Source organism: Bacillus sp. EU52, from assembly GCF_037964975.1.
Taxonomy (GTDB): Bacteria; Bacillota; Bacilli; order Bacillales; family Bacillaceae; genus Bacillus; species Bacillus subtilis.
Map to the genome: position 1 here is coordinate 1,043,648 of NZ_CP150177.1, position 15,391 is coordinate 1,059,038.

15 protein-coding genes are annotated in these 15,391 nt (G+C 44.5%); 10 read left to right on the plus strand and 5 right to left on the minus strand.

Annotated features, from left to right (window positions below; translation table 11 throughout):
* The first annotated feature begins 14 nt into the window (after positions 1 to 14).
* Positions 15 to 2,342: a YhgE/Pip domain-containing protein gene (locus NSU05_RS05400; protein WP_038428727.1), complete on the plus strand. Its 2,328-nt coding sequence runs from the start codon at positions 15 to 17 to the stop codon at positions 2,340 to 2,342.
* A gap of 41 nt (positions 2,343 to 2,383) precedes the next feature.
* On the opposite strand, the gene fabHB is transcribed toward NSU05_RS05400, so the two are convergent.
* Positions 2,384 to 3,361 carry a beta-ketoacyl-ACP synthase III FabHB gene (fabHB, locus tag NSU05_RS05405; RefSeq protein WP_038428729.1) on the minus strand — a complete coding sequence of 326 codons (978 nt, stop codon included), beginning with the start codon at positions 3,359 to 3,361 and terminating at the stop codon, positions 2,384 to 2,386.
* A gap of 128 nt (positions 3,362 to 3,489) precedes the next feature.
* On the opposite strand from fabHB, the gene NSU05_RS05410 reads away from it, so the two are divergent.
* The 4 genes from NSU05_RS05410 to NSU05_RS05425 all read left to right on the plus strand — a co-directional run bounded on the left by NSU05_RS05410 (position 3,490) and on the right by NSU05_RS05425 (position 6,137).
* Positions 3,490 to 4,266, plus strand: a complete 777-nt coding sequence (locus tag NSU05_RS05410; protein ID WP_038428730.1) for a YhfC family intramembrane metalloprotease — start codon at positions 3,490 to 3,492, stop codon at positions 4,264 to 4,266.
* Positions 4,267 to 4,325: 59 nt separating this feature from the next.
* The gene (locus NSU05_RS05415; protein WP_170948348.1) at positions 4,326 to 4,544 is read left to right on the plus strand and encodes a hypothetical protein; all 219 of its coding nucleotides are present in this window, start codon (positions 4,326 to 4,328) and stop codon (positions 4,542 to 4,544) included.
* A 133-nt stretch (positions 4,545 to 4,677) separates the two neighbouring features.
* Positions 4,678 to 5,718 carry a M42 family metallopeptidase gene (locus NSU05_RS05420; RefSeq protein ID WP_038428732.1) on the plus strand — a complete coding sequence of 347 codons (1,041 nt, stop codon included), beginning with the start codon at positions 4,678 to 4,680 and terminating at the stop codon, positions 5,716 to 5,718.
* Between the two features lie 11 nt (positions 5,719 to 5,729).
* Positions 5,730 to 6,137 carry an ASCH domain-containing protein gene (locus tag NSU05_RS05425; RefSeq protein ID WP_003233192.1) on the plus strand — a complete coding sequence of 136 codons (408 nt, stop codon included), beginning with the start codon at positions 5,730 to 5,732 and terminating at the stop codon, positions 6,135 to 6,137.
* 36 nt (positions 6,138 to 6,173) lie between these two features.
* Here NSU05_RS05425 and gltT read toward each other — a convergent pair whose 3' ends face one another.
* Positions 6,174 to 7,463: a glutamate/proton symporter GltT gene (gene gltT / locus NSU05_RS05430; RefSeq protein ID WP_003245579.1), complete on the minus strand. Its 1,290-nt coding sequence runs from the start codon at positions 7,461 to 7,463 to the stop codon at positions 6,174 to 6,176.
* A 270-nt stretch (positions 7,464 to 7,733) separates the two neighbouring features.
* On the minus strand, positions 7,734 to 7,868 hold the full coding sequence (gene yhfH / locus NSU05_RS05435; protein WP_003244802.1) for a protein YhfH: 135 nt from the start codon (positions 7,866 to 7,868) through the stop codon (positions 7,734 to 7,736).
* 157 nt (positions 7,869 to 8,025) lie between these two features.
* Between yhfH and NSU05_RS05440 the strand changes: the two genes are divergently transcribed.
* The 4 genes from NSU05_RS05440 to lcfB all read left to right on the plus strand — a co-directional run bounded on the left by NSU05_RS05440 (position 8,026) and on the right by lcfB (position 12,135).
* Entirely contained in the window at positions 8,026 to 8,760 is a 735-nt protein-coding gene (locus tag NSU05_RS05440; protein ID WP_003233185.1) for an MBL fold metallo-hydrolase, read from the plus strand.
* 12 nt (positions 8,761 to 8,772) lie between these two features.
* Positions 8,773 to 9,768 carry a lipoate--protein ligase LplJ gene (gene lplJ, locus NSU05_RS05445; protein WP_038428734.1) on the plus strand — a complete coding sequence of 332 codons (996 nt, stop codon included), beginning with the start codon at positions 8,773 to 8,775 and terminating at the stop codon, positions 9,766 to 9,768.
* 64 nt (positions 9,769 to 9,832) lie between these two features.
* A complete protein-coding gene (locus NSU05_RS05450; RefSeq protein WP_038428735.1) occupies positions 9,833 to 10,477 on the plus strand; it encodes an SDR family oxidoreductase in 645 nt (214 codons plus the stop codon).
* Between the two features lie 116 nt (positions 10,478 to 10,593).
* Entirely contained in the window at positions 10,594 to 12,135 is a 1,542-nt protein-coding gene (gene lcfB, locus NSU05_RS05455; RefSeq protein WP_038428737.1) for a long-chain-fatty-acid--CoA ligase LcfB, read from the plus strand.
* A 38-nt stretch (positions 12,136 to 12,173) separates the two neighbouring features.
* On the opposite strand, the gene NSU05_RS05460 is transcribed toward lcfB, so the two are convergent.
* The gene (locus NSU05_RS05460; RefSeq protein ID WP_003245187.1) at positions 12,174 to 12,569 is read right to left on the minus strand and encodes a hypothetical protein; all 396 of its coding nucleotides are present in this window, start codon (positions 12,567 to 12,569) and stop codon (positions 12,174 to 12,176) included.
* A gap of 148 nt (positions 12,570 to 12,717) precedes the next feature.
* On the opposite strand from NSU05_RS05460, the gene NSU05_RS05465 reads away from it, so the two are divergent.
* On the plus strand, positions 12,718 to 13,998 hold the full coding sequence (locus NSU05_RS05465; protein ID WP_038428738.1) for a M48 family metallopeptidase: 1,281 nt from the start codon (positions 12,718 to 12,720) through the stop codon (positions 13,996 to 13,998).
* 38 nt (positions 13,999 to 14,036) lie between these two features.
* Here the strand turns inward: NSU05_RS05465 and aprE are convergent, their stop codons facing one another.
* On the minus strand, positions 14,037 to 15,182 hold the full coding sequence (gene aprE / locus NSU05_RS05470; protein WP_015715621.1) for a subtilisin AprE: 1,146 nt from the start codon (positions 15,180 to 15,182) through the stop codon (positions 14,037 to 14,039).
* Positions 15,183 to 15,391: the final 209 nt, after the last annotated feature.

The following is a 15,391-nucleotide window of genomic DNA, read 5'->3' on the forward strand; positions in this document are numbered from 1 at the left end:
ATGGAGGCATCAGGATGAACACAATACGAAGTCAGTGGAAAGACATCGTAACAAGTAAAAAATTATTGATTCCCATCATTGCCATTTTGTTTGTCCCGCTTATTTACAGCGGCGTATTCTTAAAGGCTTATTGGGACCCGTATGGCACAGTTGACCAGCTGCCTGTCGTTGTCGTCAACCAAGACAAGGGAGCAACGTATGAAGGAGAAAAACTTCAAATCGGTGATGATCTGGTCAAAGAATTAAAGGATAATAACAACTTTGATTGGCATTTTTCCAATGATCTCGACCAATCGTTAAAGGACTTATTGAATCAAAAATATTATTTAGTTGTCGAGATTCCTGAGGATTTTTCTAAGAATGCCAGCACTGTATTAGACAAAAATCCGAAAAAATTGGATCTGAAATACCATACAAATGCCGGTTCCAACTATGTAGGGGCAACGATCGGCGAAAAAGCGATTGATAAACTGAAAGCCTCTGTTTCTAAAGAAGTGACAGAGCAATATACGAAAGTTATTTTTGATAACTTTAAAGATATTGCAAAAGGGTTGAGCGATGCGAGCAGCGGCGCGAAAAAAATTGATGACGGCACAAAGGATGCGAAAAACGGAAGCGCCCAGCTGAAAGAAAATCTGGCGAAGCTGAAGGAAAGCACCGCTACCATCAGTGACAAAACAGCGCAGCTTGCAGATGGAGCGGCTCAGGTGACGAGCGGCATCCAATCGCTTGACAGCTCGCTCGGTAAATTCCAAGACAGCAGCAACCAGATTTATGATAAATCTGGTCAGCTTGCAGCAGGATCAGACAAGATAACGGGCAAGCTAAATGAACTGAATGCCGGCCTTCAAAAGGTGCAGCAGGGCTTGCCTAATCTGACAAACGGGCTGGATCAGCTCAACAGTAAAGCGCAAGAAGAGTCGGAAAAAGCAGCAAAAGCGGAAAAACTCATAAATGCGCTCGATTTAACACAGCTTGAAACAGCTGTGAACAATCTGGAAAAGTCAGAAACAGCGATGAAGGAATTTAAAAAACAGCTGACTGACTTTGAAAACAGTTTGAAAAACCGTGATCAGGCATTTAAAAATCTCATCAATTCGAGTGACTTCTTAACAGCGGAGCAAAAAAGCCAGCTGATTAATTCTGTTGAGAAAAAGCTTCCGCAAGTTGATGCGCCTGATTTTGATCAAATATTAAGCCAGCTACCTACAGCTGATCAGCTGCCTGACATCGCAACGATAAAAAGCTCATTGGAAGATGTGAAAGCGGAGGTTGCCCAGGTGAAGGCATTGCCGGAAGCTACCTCTAAACTTTATAACGGCGCAAAAGCCACTCAAGACGCGATTGACAAATTAACTGCTGGATCTGAGAAATTATACAATGCGTCACAGCAGGTGACAGATGGCCAAACTAAACTGACAGCCGGCATCGGTGAATATAATAAGCAGTTCGCAAAGGCAAAAGCGGGCTCAGAGCAATTGGTGACAGGAAGCAGCCAAGTATCCGGCGGATTGTTTAAGCTGTTAGACGGGTCTAAACAGGTCCAAAGCGGATCATCAAAACTTGCAGACGGATCTGCATCACTTGATACAGGTTTAGGCAAGCTATTGGACGGCACAGGAGAGCTGTCTAGTAAGCTGAAGGATGCGGCAGACCAAACAGGAGATATCGATGCTGATGATCAAACATATGGCATGTTTGCGGATCCGGTAAAAACCAAAGATGATGCCATTCATTCCGTTCCTAACTACGGTACAGGGCTGACACCTTATATCCTGTCAATGGGCTTATATGTCGGCGGCATCATGCTGACGGTTGTCTTCCCGCTGAAGGAAGCGTCAGGACGTCCGAGAAACGGTTTTGAGTGGTTCTTCAGCAAATTCAATGTCATGATGCTTGTAGGGATCATTCAATCATTGATTGTGTCGACGGTTCTTCTATTGGGAATTGGTCTCGAGGTAGAGAGCACGTGGAGATTTTACGTGTTTACGATCATTACGAGTCTCGCTTTCCTGGCGATGATTCAATTTTTGGCTACCACGATGGGCAACCCGGGGCGATTTATCGCAGTCATTATTTTAGTGCTACAGCTGGGAGCGAGCGGAGGAACCTTCCCGCTTGAATTGCTTCCGAATTTCTATCAGGTCATCCACGGCGCATTGCCGATGACCTACAGCATTAACGGATTCAGAGCAGTCATTTCAAACGGTGACTTTGGCTACATGTGGCAGATGGCCGGCGTCTTAATCGGCATTGCCCTCGTCATGATTGCACTAAGCATTACTTACTTTACAATGTTAAGCCGGAAGGAAGAAACATCAGAAGAACAGCCGGCTTCATAAAGAAAAAGAACTTGTTTCCTTGGAAACAAGTTCTTTTTTTGTTACATTCCCCATTTAATAAGCAATCCTGTATAGGTTAATCCGCCGCCAAACCCGAAAAGCAAAACAATTTGATCTTTTTTCAGCTTCCCGGCTTTCACTGCGAGATCAAGCGCTAAAACAATTGAAACCGAAGACGTGTTTCCGTAGTGCTCAACACTAGTGAGCGTTTTTTCAATCGGGAACGGTGTTTTTTCACAAATTGACTCGATCATGCGCAAGTTGGCGCTGTGAGGAACAAACCAATCGAGATGATCAGAGCTGAGTCCTGCTTTATGTAAAAGCCGTTCAAATTCGCCAGGGACGGTTCTTGCGGCCCATTTATATACCTCGCGTCCGTTTTGCACCATTTTTCCAGAACCGACAAGCTGCACACCGTTTATTTCATTTCGCAGTCCGGCACGATACAAAATATCGCCGCCGTTCCCGCTTGTTCCTTGTACAGACGCAAGAAATCCCGGCGTCTCTTCATCTCGTTCCACTAACAGCGCACCAGCGGCATCGCCGAACAGAACGCATGTCGTTCGATCGGTATAATCCGTTACCTTTGATAACGTCTCTCCGGCGATCACGAGAATTTTTTGATGAAGGCCAGATGTGATCAATCCATTTGCCAAATGGAGGCCGTAAGTCAGCCCGGCGCATGTCGCATTAATATCCAGCGCGCCGGTGCTTTCCCAGCCGAAATATTCCTGTACGCGGCATGCCGTACTCGGAAAGGCGTAATCGGATGTGGTTGTGGCAACGAGGATCATATCGACATCATCAAGTGTTCCTTTATAACGGCTCTTGAGATTCTTCACCGCTTCGATGCATAAATCAGAGGTAAATTGATGTTCATCCGCAATCCGGCGTTCTCTCATTCCTGTGCGCTGAACGATCCATTCATCAGAGGTATCAACGATCTTTTCTAAATCTGCATTGGTTAAACGTCTGCTCGGCGCATAGGTGCCGATAGCTGTAATTTTTGCTTTTGACATATGAATCACTCCTTATGGTCAGATTATAACACTAGATATTAGCATCTGGTACTAAAAAGAAGGTTTTTTTACAAAAAAAGAGAAGTGTAGAATAGGGAATCTATGAAAAAGAAAAAGGAGGCTGAAAAATGGTCAGTCAAGAAACAGTAGTCTTTTTGGCATTATCCGGGGCTATTGCGTTTCTGTTGCCAATCGGGCTGATTGTATGGTTTAAGCGAAAGTATGGCGCCTCGCTTAAAGTGTTTTTTATTGGCGCTCTCACGTTTTTTGTCTTCGCTCAGCTGCTGGAAGGCGGCGTTCATGTTTATGTACTGCAAGTGAATGAAATGACGAAAGAAGCGATGCAGCATTCATTATGGTATGGCATTTACGGCTGCTTGATGGCCGGCATTTTTGAGGAGTGCGGAAGGTATATGATGATGCGATTTTTTATGAAGCGCCATCATACTTGGGCAGATGGTCTGGCTTTCGGGGCAGGCCATGGCGGGCTTGAAGCCATCTTGATTACAGGCTTGTCCTCTATCTCACTTATTGTATATGCATTTGCAATCAATAGCGGGACGTTTGAACAGCTTTTGGTCAATGGCGACGTCAAACAGGCGCTTTTGCCGATACAGGAGCAGCTGCTGCATACTCCTTCGTATGAATGGATGCTGGGCGGAATAGAAAGAATCAGTGCCATTGCCGTCCAGATTGGTCTGTCTCTGCTTGTTTTGTACGCTGTTAAAAGCCGTCGGCCGCTGTTTTTGTTGTATTCTATTCTTTTACATGCACTGTTTAATGTACCGGCGGTTTTATATCAGAGAGGAATCATAGAGCATGCTGCAGCTGTTGAAATCATTGTTGCTCTTATAGCGGCTTTATCAGTTTATTGGATTGTAAAAGCAAAAAGGGTGTTTCAATAAAAGGTCCAAGCAGCAGCAATGCCCGCTTGGAAAAATGTGAATGGAAATATTCATTAAGCATGGGTCATCAGAATATTTCTGATTCAGTCTTTACAATGACAGCAAGAATGTCTGTGTTTTTTACAAGAGAAACAATGGTGTTTCTTTTTCTTCTTCTCGCAAGGGTCATGGCATTCTTTCTTTTTCTTGCAATGGTCGTGGAAATCTTTATCGAACCACTCGTCAAAGAACCAAAAATCATCGAACCAATCGTGACAACGACATTTCTGTTCATGTGAATGACGACAGCACATAGAAATCCCTCCTCTTCCCATGCTCTCTACAGCATATGAGAGATTGATAGGAAAAGATTGGACGGGTCCCTCGGGAAAAGAGTATATTTTAAGTAGAAAATAAAAGGAGGAATGCCCTATGACGTCCGTACGTAAAACGATGGAGCTCATTAAAGAACTTGTATCGATCCCAAGCCCGACAGGAAATACATATGAGGTGATCAATTATATTGAAAGCCTTTTAAAAGAATGGAAGGTAGAAACGGTTCGGAACCACAAGGGCGGCTTAATTGCAACGCTTCCAGGACGCGACACATCCCGGCATCGCATGCTGACAGCGCACGTTGACACCCTCGGCGCTATGGTGAAGGAGATTAAAGCGGACGGCCGGCTGAAAATCGACTTAATCGGCGGGTTTCGCTACAACTCGATTGAGGGAGAGTATTGCCAAATTGAAACCGCCTCGGGAAAAACGTACACAGGCACCATTTTAATGCATCAAACGTCTGTGCACGTATACAAAGACGCGGGAAAGGCTGAGCGGAATCAAGAGAATATGGAGATCCGCCTAGATGAACCTGTTCACTGCCGAAAAGATACGGAGGAGCTTGGCATTGGTGTCGGAGATTTTGTGTCGTTTGATCCACGTGTCGAGATCACATCAAGCGGATTTATTAAATCGCGCCATTTGGATGACAAAGCAAGCGTCGCCTTATTGCTCCGCTTAATTCATCAAATTCAAACGGAAGACATTGAGCTGCCGTATACAACCCATTTTCTTATTTCCAATAATGAAGAAATCGGATACGGCGGGAATTCGAATATTCCTCCAGAAACAGTTGAATATTTGGCGGTTGATATGGGGGCTATCGGTGACGGGCAGGCGACTGATGAATATTCAGTATCAATCTGTGTGAAGGATGCGAGCGGGCCGTATCATTATCAGCTCAGAAAGCATTTAGTTCAATTAGCCGAGAAGCATCATATCGACTATAAGCTTGATATATATCCGTACTACGGGTCTGATGCGTCAGCAGCGATCAAATCCGGGCATGATATTGTGCATGGCCTCATAGGGCCGGGAATTGACGCTTCCCATGCATTTGAACGCACCCATAAATCATCTCTTCGCCATACCGCTAAGCTTCTGTATTACTATGTACAGTCACCAATGGTATAAGGGGGGGACCAATGAAGATTTATAAGCTGAAAAGCACATTCGGTTGGGAAGGTGATGACGGGTTGGGAGAACAGCTGATTCAGCAGATCCTTGCCGGAGAAAAAACCGCCACGTGCGCGCCGAAATCATTGTATTCAAAAGATGAATTGAGGGACGTTTATCAAACAGCGGGTCAGCTTGTTACCGTTTATGATAAACATGACAATCCAAGATGCAATATAAAAGTGACAGATGTCTTTGAAACCACCTTTGGTGCGCCTGATATGAGGTTAGTCAAAGGAGAGGGCAATGGAGACCGAATTGAGGAGTTTCAAGAGGATCATCGGATGGCATGGGCGGAACTGATCAAAAGCGGTGAACTGGAGCTGAATGAGGATACTGTTTTGATTACAGAACTGTTTGTGCTTGTTAAAGATTAAAAAAGCCTGCGGGGCAAGACCCCCGCAGGCTTTTCATTAACCAGAAATGGTTGCGTTTTGTTCTGTTTTCGATTGGGACATAACAGTTTCTGCTTTCGCAGGATTAAACATGCCTTCCCATTTAGACATCACAACGGCAGCAAGCGCGTTACCAGTCAGGTTGACAACTGTACGTGCCATATCCATGATGCGGTCTACGCCGGCAATAAAGGCAAGTCCTTCAGCCGGAACGCCGATGGTGCCAAGCGTTGCAAGCAAGACAACAAAAGAAGTACCAGGTACGGCAGCCATCCCTTTGGATGTCACCATTAAGACGAGCACAAGCGTAATTTGGTGCCAAATCGTCAAATCAATGCCATATACCTGTGCTAAAAAGAGTGCGGCAATCGATTGATAGAGAACGGAACCGTCTAAGTTAAACGTGTAACCGATCGGAATGACAAATGAAACAATGCCTTTTGGACATCCGATTTTCTCCATTTTTTCCATGATGCGCGGAAGAACCGTTTCAGAGCTGGACGTACTGAACGCCAGTAAGATTTCGTCCTTCATGTAAGCAAGGAACTTGAAGATGCTGATGCCGGCAATTTTTGCGACAATCCCGAAAATAACAATTAAGAAGAAAGCAAGCGCGACATAAACCAATCCGACGAGCTTTCCGAGAGAGATAAGAGAACCGAGTCCGAATTTAGACACAGTCACTCCGATAAGAGCGAAAACGCCGAATGGCGCCACTTTCATCACAAGGTTTACAACGTGGAACATGGCATGGGATACACCTTCAAAAAAGGCTAATACAGGCTTGCCTCTTTCACCGATCGCGGAAATACCCAATGCAAATAGTACTGTAAAGCAGATGATGGCTAGAAGATCCCCTTCGACCAATGACTGGAAGAAGTTTGTCGGCACAATATGGAGGAACGTTTCCGCCACTGATTTATTACTTTGTTCTTTTTCAGTTTCAACATATTGACTGATGTCCGATTTTTGAGCTTCGTGTATATTAACTCCTGTACCCGGATGGAAGATGTTTGCAAGGGCTAGTCCGAGAATAATGGCAAAAGTCGTGATGATCTCGAAGTACAGAATCGTTCTGAAGCCTAATTTACCGACTTGCTTTCCATTTCCTGCACCGGCTACACCGATGATTAAGCTGGAGACAACAATAGGAATCACTATCATTTTGATTAAGCGTAAAAAGAGATCCCCGATTGGCTGCAGGTAAGTAGGCAATGCTGGGTTGCCATACCAAATGACGCCAACAATGACACCTAGAATAAGTCCAACGAATATTTGTGTGGCTAATCCAAACTTAATTCTTTTCATAGATTACCTCCCAAAAAACAAAGTATCAACATATATCATGAATAGACATATATTTAATCTCACTATTAGATCAAATTATAATAGATAAGAAATCAATTCGTCTATAGTAAATTATATTTCGAAAATAAAGAATATTCAATGACATTATGATAATCACCAGAATTATCTAAAAACAGGTGAGCTTTGACCTAACCTGACTATTATTTCAAAATTAAGAGATATGTGAAAAAATAAGAAAATCCCACGCGTAAGGCGCGGGATTTTCGCTCATTACAAATCGTTTACTTTTATACAGTCATTGCAGATATTACCATAGCACTCATGCTGCTCTTCTATCTTTTTTCCGCATTCCGCACACTTTTTCGAAGGCAGGTTTCTAAAAAATTCTGTGATTTTCCCCAGCATAACCAATCCCTCTTTCCCCTTTGTAGTGATTTCATTGTAATATAACAGATCACAAAAATCAATAACTGTTTTGATACAATGTTTAAAACATGCTTTTTTCAAGAAAAATGGGTATATTGAAGGAGGATCAATTTTTTTGAAAAGATAGGAGGACATTATGAAAGTTACAGTTATCGGATGCTATGGCGGTTTTCCGGCCGCAAATGAAGCGACGTCAGGCTATTTGTTTCAGTCAGGTGATTACTCTCTGCTTGTTGATTGCGGCAGTGCCGTTTTGTCTAAGCTGTTCGGATATGTGCCGGCGGAAAAGCTGGATGCAGTCGTTCTGTCTCATTATCACCATGACCATATCGCTGATATCGGGCCGCTGCAATTTGCCAAGCAAGTCGGTTCGTTTCTCGGCAAAGGAGAGCATACGCTTCCGATTTACGGACATGATGCTGATATAGAACAGTTTCAAAAGCTTACATATAAAACACATACAAAAGGGATCGCCTATCAGCCGGATCAGCCGCTGACTGCAGGTCCGTTTACGATCACCTTTTTAAAAACGATTCACCCGGTGACGTGCTATGCCATGCGGATTACTGACGGCAGCCACACTGTCGTTTATACTGCTGATTCCAGCTATCAGGATTCATTTATACCGTTTTCGAAAGATGCTGATTTATTGATCTCGGAATGCAATTTTTATGCCGATCAAGACGGAACAAGTGCAGGCCATATGAACAGCCTGGAAGCGGGGCGCATTGCAAAAGAAGCGGGAGCGGGAGAACTGCTGCTGACACATTTGCCGCATTTTGGCGTGCATGACAATCTTCGCAAAGAAGCGAAAACCGTTTTTAACGGAGAAGTGAATATTGCGAAATCAGGTTTTGTGTGGGAAGGATAAAGGAGGAGCACCATGTTATTTATAGATAATCAAAATATCAATGATCCGCGGATCAATCTTGCTATCGAGGAGTACTGTGTAAAGCATTTAGACCCTGAACAGCAATATTTGCTCTTTTATGTGAATCAACCGTCTATTATCATTGGGAAAAACCAAAATACAATAGAAGAAATCAATACAAAATATGTAGAGGAAAACGGGATTATCGTCGTCCGCCGTTTATCAGGCGGGGGAGCTGTGTACCATGATCTGGGGAACTTGAACTTCAGCTTTATTACCAAGGATGACGGGGACAGCTTTCATAACTTTAAAAAATTCACTGAGCCGGTGATTCAGGCGTTACATCAGCTTGGGGTTGAAGCTGAATTAAGCGGCCGGAACGACATTGTAGTGGATGGCCGGAAAATATCCGGAAACGCTCAGTTTGCAACGAAAGGCCGTATTTTCAGCCACGGCACCCTCATGTTTGATTCAGCCATTGATCATGTTGTATCAGCATTAAAGGTGAAAAAGGATAAAATTGAATCAAAAGGCATCAAATCGATCAGAAGCCGAGTGGCAAACATCAGTGAGTTTCTCGATGATAAAATGACCACCGAAGAATTCCGTAGCCATTTGCTTCGCCATATTTTTAACACAAACGACGTTGGAAACGTGCCGGAGTATAAGCTGACGGAAAAAGATTGGGAGACCATTCATCAAATTTCGAAAGAGCGCTATCAGAATTGGGATTGGAACTACGGCCGCTCACCAAAATTTAACCTTAATCATTCGAAGCGTTATCCGGTTGGATCGATCGATTTGCGCCTGGAAGTCAAGAAAGGCAAAATCGAGGACTGCAAAATCTTCGGAGATTTCTTCGGTGTCGGTGATGTATCTGAAATTGAAAACCTGCTGGTCGGAAAACAATACGAACGCAGCGTCATCGCTGATGTGCTCGAAGGTGTGAATCTCAAGCATTACTTTGGGAACATTACGAAAGAGGATTTCCTTGATCTGATTTACTAAGGCAAAACACATCGTTTGAAAGAGCGGTTGTGTTTTTGAAATAATGGAGGCAGGAGGGATTCACATGAAAGTGTTTTTAATCGGAGCGAACGGACAAATCGGGCAAAGACTCGTCTCTTTATTCCAAGATAATCCTGATCATTCCATCAGAGCGATGGTCAGAAAAGAAGAACAGAAAGCGTCTCTTGAAGCTGCCGGTGCAGAAGCTGTGCTTGCGAATCTGGAGGGCAGCCCGGAAGAAATCGCCGCTGCGGCAAAAGGCTGTGACGCGATCATTTTCACAGCCGGTTCCGGCGGCAGCACAGGCTATGATAAAACACTGCTGGTGGATCTTGATGGAGCGGCAAAAGCCATTGAAGCTGCGGCCATTGCCGGAATCAAACGGTTTATTATGGTCAGCGCCCTGCAAGCCCATAACCGTGAAAATTGGAATGAGGCACTCAAGCCTTATTATGTGGCCAAGCATTATGCTGATAAAATTCTGGAAGCGAGCGGTTTAACCTATACGATTATCCGTCCGGGAGGCCTTCGCAATGAGCCTGGAACGGGAACTGTTTCAGCAGCGAAGGATCTGGAGCGGGGATTTATTTCCCGTGAGGACGTTGCAAAAACGGTCATTGCCTCTTTAGATGAGAAGAATACGGAAAATCGGGCCTTTGATCTGACAGAAGGAGATACGCCGATTGCCGAAGCATTGAAGAAACTATGACAGTACTGACACTCAGGGCTTTTTGCTCTTGAGTGTTTTTTTCTGTTTCTCTATAATGGAGAAGAAAGCTTGGCTTCAATAATGAATGACTATTCATTCACTTAAGGGGTGGGAGAATGAATCTTGTTTCAAAATTGGAAGAAACAGCATCTGAGAAGCCCGACAGCATCGCATGCAGGTTTAAAGATCACATGATGACGTATCAAGAGCTGAATGAATATATTCAGCGATTTGCGGACGGCCTTCAGGAAGCCGGTATGGAGAAAGGGGACCATTTAGCTTTGCTGCTTGGCAATTCGCCTGATTTTATCATCGCGTTTTTTGGCGCTTTAAAAGCTGGGATCGTAGTTGTTCCCATCAATCCGTTGTACACGCCGACAGAAATTGGTTATATGCTGACAAATGGCGATGTAAAGGCAATCGTGGGCGTTAGCCAGCTTTTGCCGCTTTATGAGAGCATGCATGAATCGCTGCCAAAGGTTGAGCTCGTCATTTTATGCCAGACGGGGGAGGCCGAGCCGGAAGCTGCGGACCCAGAGGTCAGGATGAAAATGACAACGTTTGCAAAAATATTGCGGCCGACATCTGCCGCTAAACAAAACCAAGAACTTGTCCCTGATGATACCGCGGTTATTCTATATACGTCAGGAACGACTGGAAAACCGAAAGGCGCGATGCTGACTCATCAGAATTTGTACAGCAATGCCAACGATGTCGCAGGCTATTTGGGAATGGATGAGAGGGACAATGTGGTCTGCGCTCTTCCCATGTTTCACGTGTTTTGTTTAACCGTCTGCATGAATGCACCGCTGATGAGCGGCGCAACTGTCTTGATTGAGCCTCAATTCAGTCCGGCATCTGTTTTTAAGCTTGTTAAGCAGCAGCAGGCGACCATTTTTGCCGGTGTGCCTACAATGTATAACTACTTGTTTCAGCATGAAAACGGAAAGAAAGATGATTTTTCTTCGATCAGGCTGTGCATTTCGGGAGGAGCGGCCATGCCAGTCGCGTTGCTGACGGCGTTTGAAGAAAAATTCGGTGTTACCATTTTGGAAGGCTACGGGCTCTCGGAAGCATCACCCGTCACGTGCTTTAACCCGTTTGACAGGGGCAGAAAGCCGGGCTCCATCGGGACAAGTATCTTACATGTCGAAAACAAGGTCGTAGATCCGCTCGGACGCGAGCTGCCCGCTCACCAGGTAGGCGAATTGATCGTGAAAGGCCCCAATGTGATGAAGGGCTATTATAAAATGCCGATGGAAACAGAGCATGCATTAAAAGACGGGTGGCTTTATACGGGGGACTTGGCAAGACGGGATGAGGACGGCTATTTTTACATTGTTGACCGGAAAAAAGACATGATCATTGTAGGAGGATACAATGTGTATCCGCGGGAGGTGGAAGAGGTGCTGTACAGCCATCCGGACGTCAAGGAGGCGGTTGTCATCGGCGTGCCGGACCCCCAAAGCGGGGAAGCGGTAAAGGGATATGTGGTGCCGAAACGCTCTGGGGTAACAGAGGAGGACATCATGCAGCACTGCGAAAAGCATCTGGCAAAATACAAGCGGCCTGCCGCCATTACGTTTCTTGACAATATTCCGAAAAATGCGACGGGGAAAATGCTCAGACGGGCACTGAGAGATATTTTGCCCCAATAAAATGAAAAAGCGAAGCGGTTAGCTTCGCTTTTTCATTTTCAATCCTTTGCTTCTTTTTTAATAATATTTAGCAGCGCCTTTGTATCATTTTTGCTTAATTTGTAGTATGTGCCATCCTTCAAAAAAACGGCTTGCTGGCTGCCGTCAATCCATAGTCTGAATGAGTCATACCGGTCTTTATGAAACTTGATTGTCCCTTCGTAATCAGGGGCTGATGTTTTTTCTGTCTTCACCTGTTTTCCCTGATTCATAATATCCAGCATATCTTTGACGTGCTGTCTTTTTTCAATCTCGATATCTTCCTGGCCGCTTGAAGACAGTGTGATCAAATCCGCGTCTACTGATTGATACACATCGCCTGATCGGCTGTAAAGATAAAAAAATGCTATAAACACAAGACCGATTACCACGATGGCTGCCACTATTTTTTTCATTTGCATCACTCCAAACATTGTTAGTTTTCCCAGCGATCGGGCTTTCCATGCTTAAAAGGATGGAAAAGTGCGGAACACAGCTTGGTTCTAAGAATTTGAATTTATGATTACAATAGAAGTAACGGGTTGATGTGAGGAGTGAGGCGTTATGCGCAAGTGGATTGCGGCAGCAGGACTTGCTTACGTGCTGTACGGGCTGTTTTTTTATTGGTATTTTTTCCTGTCGGGTGATTCTGCAATACCGGAAGCCGTGAAAGGGACGCAGGCTGATCCGGCTTCTTTCATGAAGCCGTCTGAGTTGGCAGTGGCCGAGCAGTATTCGAATGTCAAGAATTTTTTATTTTTTATCGGGGTACCACTTGATTGGTTTCTGTTTTTTATTCTGCTGGTCAGCGGTGTTTCAAAGAAAATCAAGAAATGGATGGAAGCGGCCGTGCCTTTTCGCTTTTTGCAGACCGTTGGTTTTGTGTTTGTGCTTTCGCTGATTACAACATTGGTGACGCTGCCTTTAGATTGGATAGGCTATCAAGTATCGCTTGACTATAACATTTCCACACAGACTACGGCCAGCTGGGCTAAGGATCAGGTTATCAGCTTTTGGATCAGCTTTCCAATCTTTACGCTTTGCGTTCTCGTATTTTATTGGCTGATCAAAAGGCATGAAAAAAAATGGTGGTTATACGCCTGGCTGTTAACAGTGCCGTTTTCGCTGTTTCTGTTTTTTATTCAGCCGGTCATTATCGATCCTTTATACAATGATTTTTATCCGCTGAAAAACAAAGAGCTTGAAAGCAAAATTTTAGAGCTGGCAGATGAAGCCAATATTCCGGCTGACCATGTATATGAAGTGAACATGTCAGAAAAAACAAATGCGCTGAATGCCTATGTTACAGGAATCGGGGCCAACAAACGGATTGTATTGTGGGATACGACGCTGAACAAACTTGACGATTCAGAAATTCTGTTTATTATGGGCCACGAAATGGGCCATTATGTCATGAAGCACGTTTACATCGGTCTGGCTGGCTATTTGCTCGTGTCGCTCGCCGGATTTTATGTCATTGATAAGCTTTACAAGCGGACGGTTCGCCTAACCCGCAGCATGTTTCATTTAGAAGGGCGGCATGATCTTGCGGCACTTCCGCTGTTATTGCTTTTGTTTTCTGTTTTGAGCTTTGCGGTGACGCCTTTTTCTAATGCTGTCTCACGTTATCAGGAGAATAAGGCTGACCAGTATGGGATCGAGTTGACAGAGAACAGAGAAGCCGCTGTTAAAACGTTTCAGGATTTGGCCGTGACGGGGCTGAGCCAGGTTGATCCTCCGGTGCTTGTGAAGATTTTCAGAGGCAGCCATCCGTCGATCATGGAACGGATTCAACATGCGGAGAAAGAAGAGAATGCGCCGGAACATCAGGATGCTGACAAATAAAAAGAAGCAGGTATGGAGGAACCTGCTTCTTTTTACTATTATTGTGCAGCTGCTTGTACGTTGATTAACCCTTTTCCATAGTAGAAAGAGTTTCCAAGATATGTTGCAGTGCTTTCTAAACGATCACGGACTTGCGCGTTTGTCCAAGTCGGGTGCTTAGAAAGAATTAACGCTGCTGCTCCGGCAACGTGAGGAGTCGCCATGGACGTGCCGTTGTAAGCACCGTAAGTGCCTCCAGGAAGTGTGCTTTGGATGGATACGCCAGGAGCCATCACATCAAGCTCAGAACCTGCGCTTGAGAATGAAGCTCTTTGGTTGCTGCTGTTTACCGCACCTACCGCAATAGTAGAAGGATATTTTGCAGGGTAGCCGACTGTGCTTGAGCTTCCGGACGAACCTTCGTTTCCGGCAGCGGCAGCAACGACGATACCGCTGGAAACGGCTTTATCAACGACTGTTTTCAGCGCTGTAGAACCAGAAGGTCCGCCAAGGCTCATGTTAATAACATCCATATTGTTGGAAATGGCCCATTCAATGCCGTTAATAATCCAGCTATATTGGCCGCTTCCTGTTGAATCAAGCACTTTTACTGCATATAATGATGCGCTTGGCGCTACGCCCAGAACACCGATTGAGTTATTAAGAGCGGCAATCGTACCGGCTACATGCGTACCGTGAGAACTGCCGTCCTGGTATGGGTTTGTTTCAGAAGGTACGAAGCTTGCTCCGCCTCTGACGTTTAAGTCAGGATGAGAAGAGTCAATTCCGCTGTCGATAACAGCTACTTTTACGTTAGAGCCTGTGTAGCCTTGAGAGTGAAGAGCCGGCGCTTTAATTTGAGAAATGCCATAAGGAACAGATTGTGCATATTCATGTGCAATATGATCTTCTTCCACATATGCAACGCTCGGATCTTTTTTCAATTCTTTTACTGCTTTTTCATCCAATGTTGCTGCGGCCGCGTTAACATACTTAAATTGCTTTTGAACCTTTCCGCCTTTTTCAGAAATAACATCCTTTTTCTTGGCGGAACTCATGGCACTCATTGTCTGCTTAAATCCGACAATGTATTTCTTTTCTGTACTGCTTTTTCCGGCAGCCTGCGCAGACATGTTGCTGAACGCCATCGTAAAGATTAACGTTAACGCAAACAACAAGCTGATCCACAATTTTTTGCTTCTCACTCTTTACCCTCTCCTTTTAAAAAATTCAGAGTAGACTTACTTAAAAGACTATTCTGTGAATTTATTGTAATAGATGGAATAATATTTTAGTAGACCCATTTTTTTGAGATGATTTTATCTCTATTTAGGTATATCATCTCTCGCTATTTCCGTAGAGACTCGAAATAACTATTTTCATACAGAAAAGAACGAAAATAGACATGAGTAAA

Coding starts and splice junctions, on each gene's coding strand:
- NSU05_RS05400 (WP_038428727.1), top strand. CDS start 15: ATGAACACAATACGAAGTCAGTGGAAAGACATCGTAACAAGTAAAAAA.
- fabHB (WP_038428729.1), bottom strand. CDS start 3,361: ATGTCAAAAGCAAAAATTACAGCTATCGGCACCTATGCGCCGAGCAGA.
- NSU05_RS05410 (WP_038428730.1), top strand. CDS start 3,490: ATGGTCAGTCAAGAAACAGTAGTCTTTTTGGCATTATCCGGGGCTATT.
- NSU05_RS05415 (WP_170948348.1), top strand. CDS start 4,326: ATGGGTCATCAGAATATTTCTGATTCAGTCTTTACAATGACAGCAAGA.
- NSU05_RS05420 (WP_038428732.1), top strand. CDS start 4,678: ATGACGTCCGTACGTAAAACGATGGAGCTCATTAAAGAACTTGTATCG.
- NSU05_RS05425 (WP_003233192.1), top strand. CDS start 5,730: ATGAAGATTTATAAGCTGAAAAGCACATTCGGTTGGGAAGGTGATGAC.
- gltT (WP_003245579.1), bottom strand. CDS start 7,463: ATGAAAAGAATTAAGTTTGGATTAGCCACACAAATATTCGTTGGACTT.
- yhfH (WP_003244802.1), bottom strand. CDS start 7,868: ATGCTGGGGAAAATCACAGAATTTTTTAGAAACCTGCCTTCGAAAAAG.
- NSU05_RS05440 (WP_003233185.1), top strand. CDS start 8,026: ATGAAAGTTACAGTTATCGGATGCTATGGCGGTTTTCCGGCCGCAAAT.
- lplJ (WP_038428734.1), top strand. CDS start 8,773: ATGTTATTTATAGATAATCAAAATATCAATGATCCGCGGATCAATCTT.
- NSU05_RS05450 (WP_038428735.1), top strand. CDS start 9,833: ATGAAAGTGTTTTTAATCGGAGCGAACGGACAAATCGGGCAAAGACTC.
- lcfB (WP_038428737.1), top strand. CDS start 10,594: ATGAATCTTGTTTCAAAATTGGAAGAAACAGCATCTGAGAAGCCCGAC.
- NSU05_RS05460 (WP_003245187.1), bottom strand. CDS start 12,569: ATGAAAAAAATAGTGGCAGCCATCGTGGTAATCGGTCTTGTGTTTATA.
- NSU05_RS05465 (WP_038428738.1), top strand. CDS start 12,718: ATGCGCAAGTGGATTGCGGCAGCAGGACTTGCTTACGTGCTGTACGGG.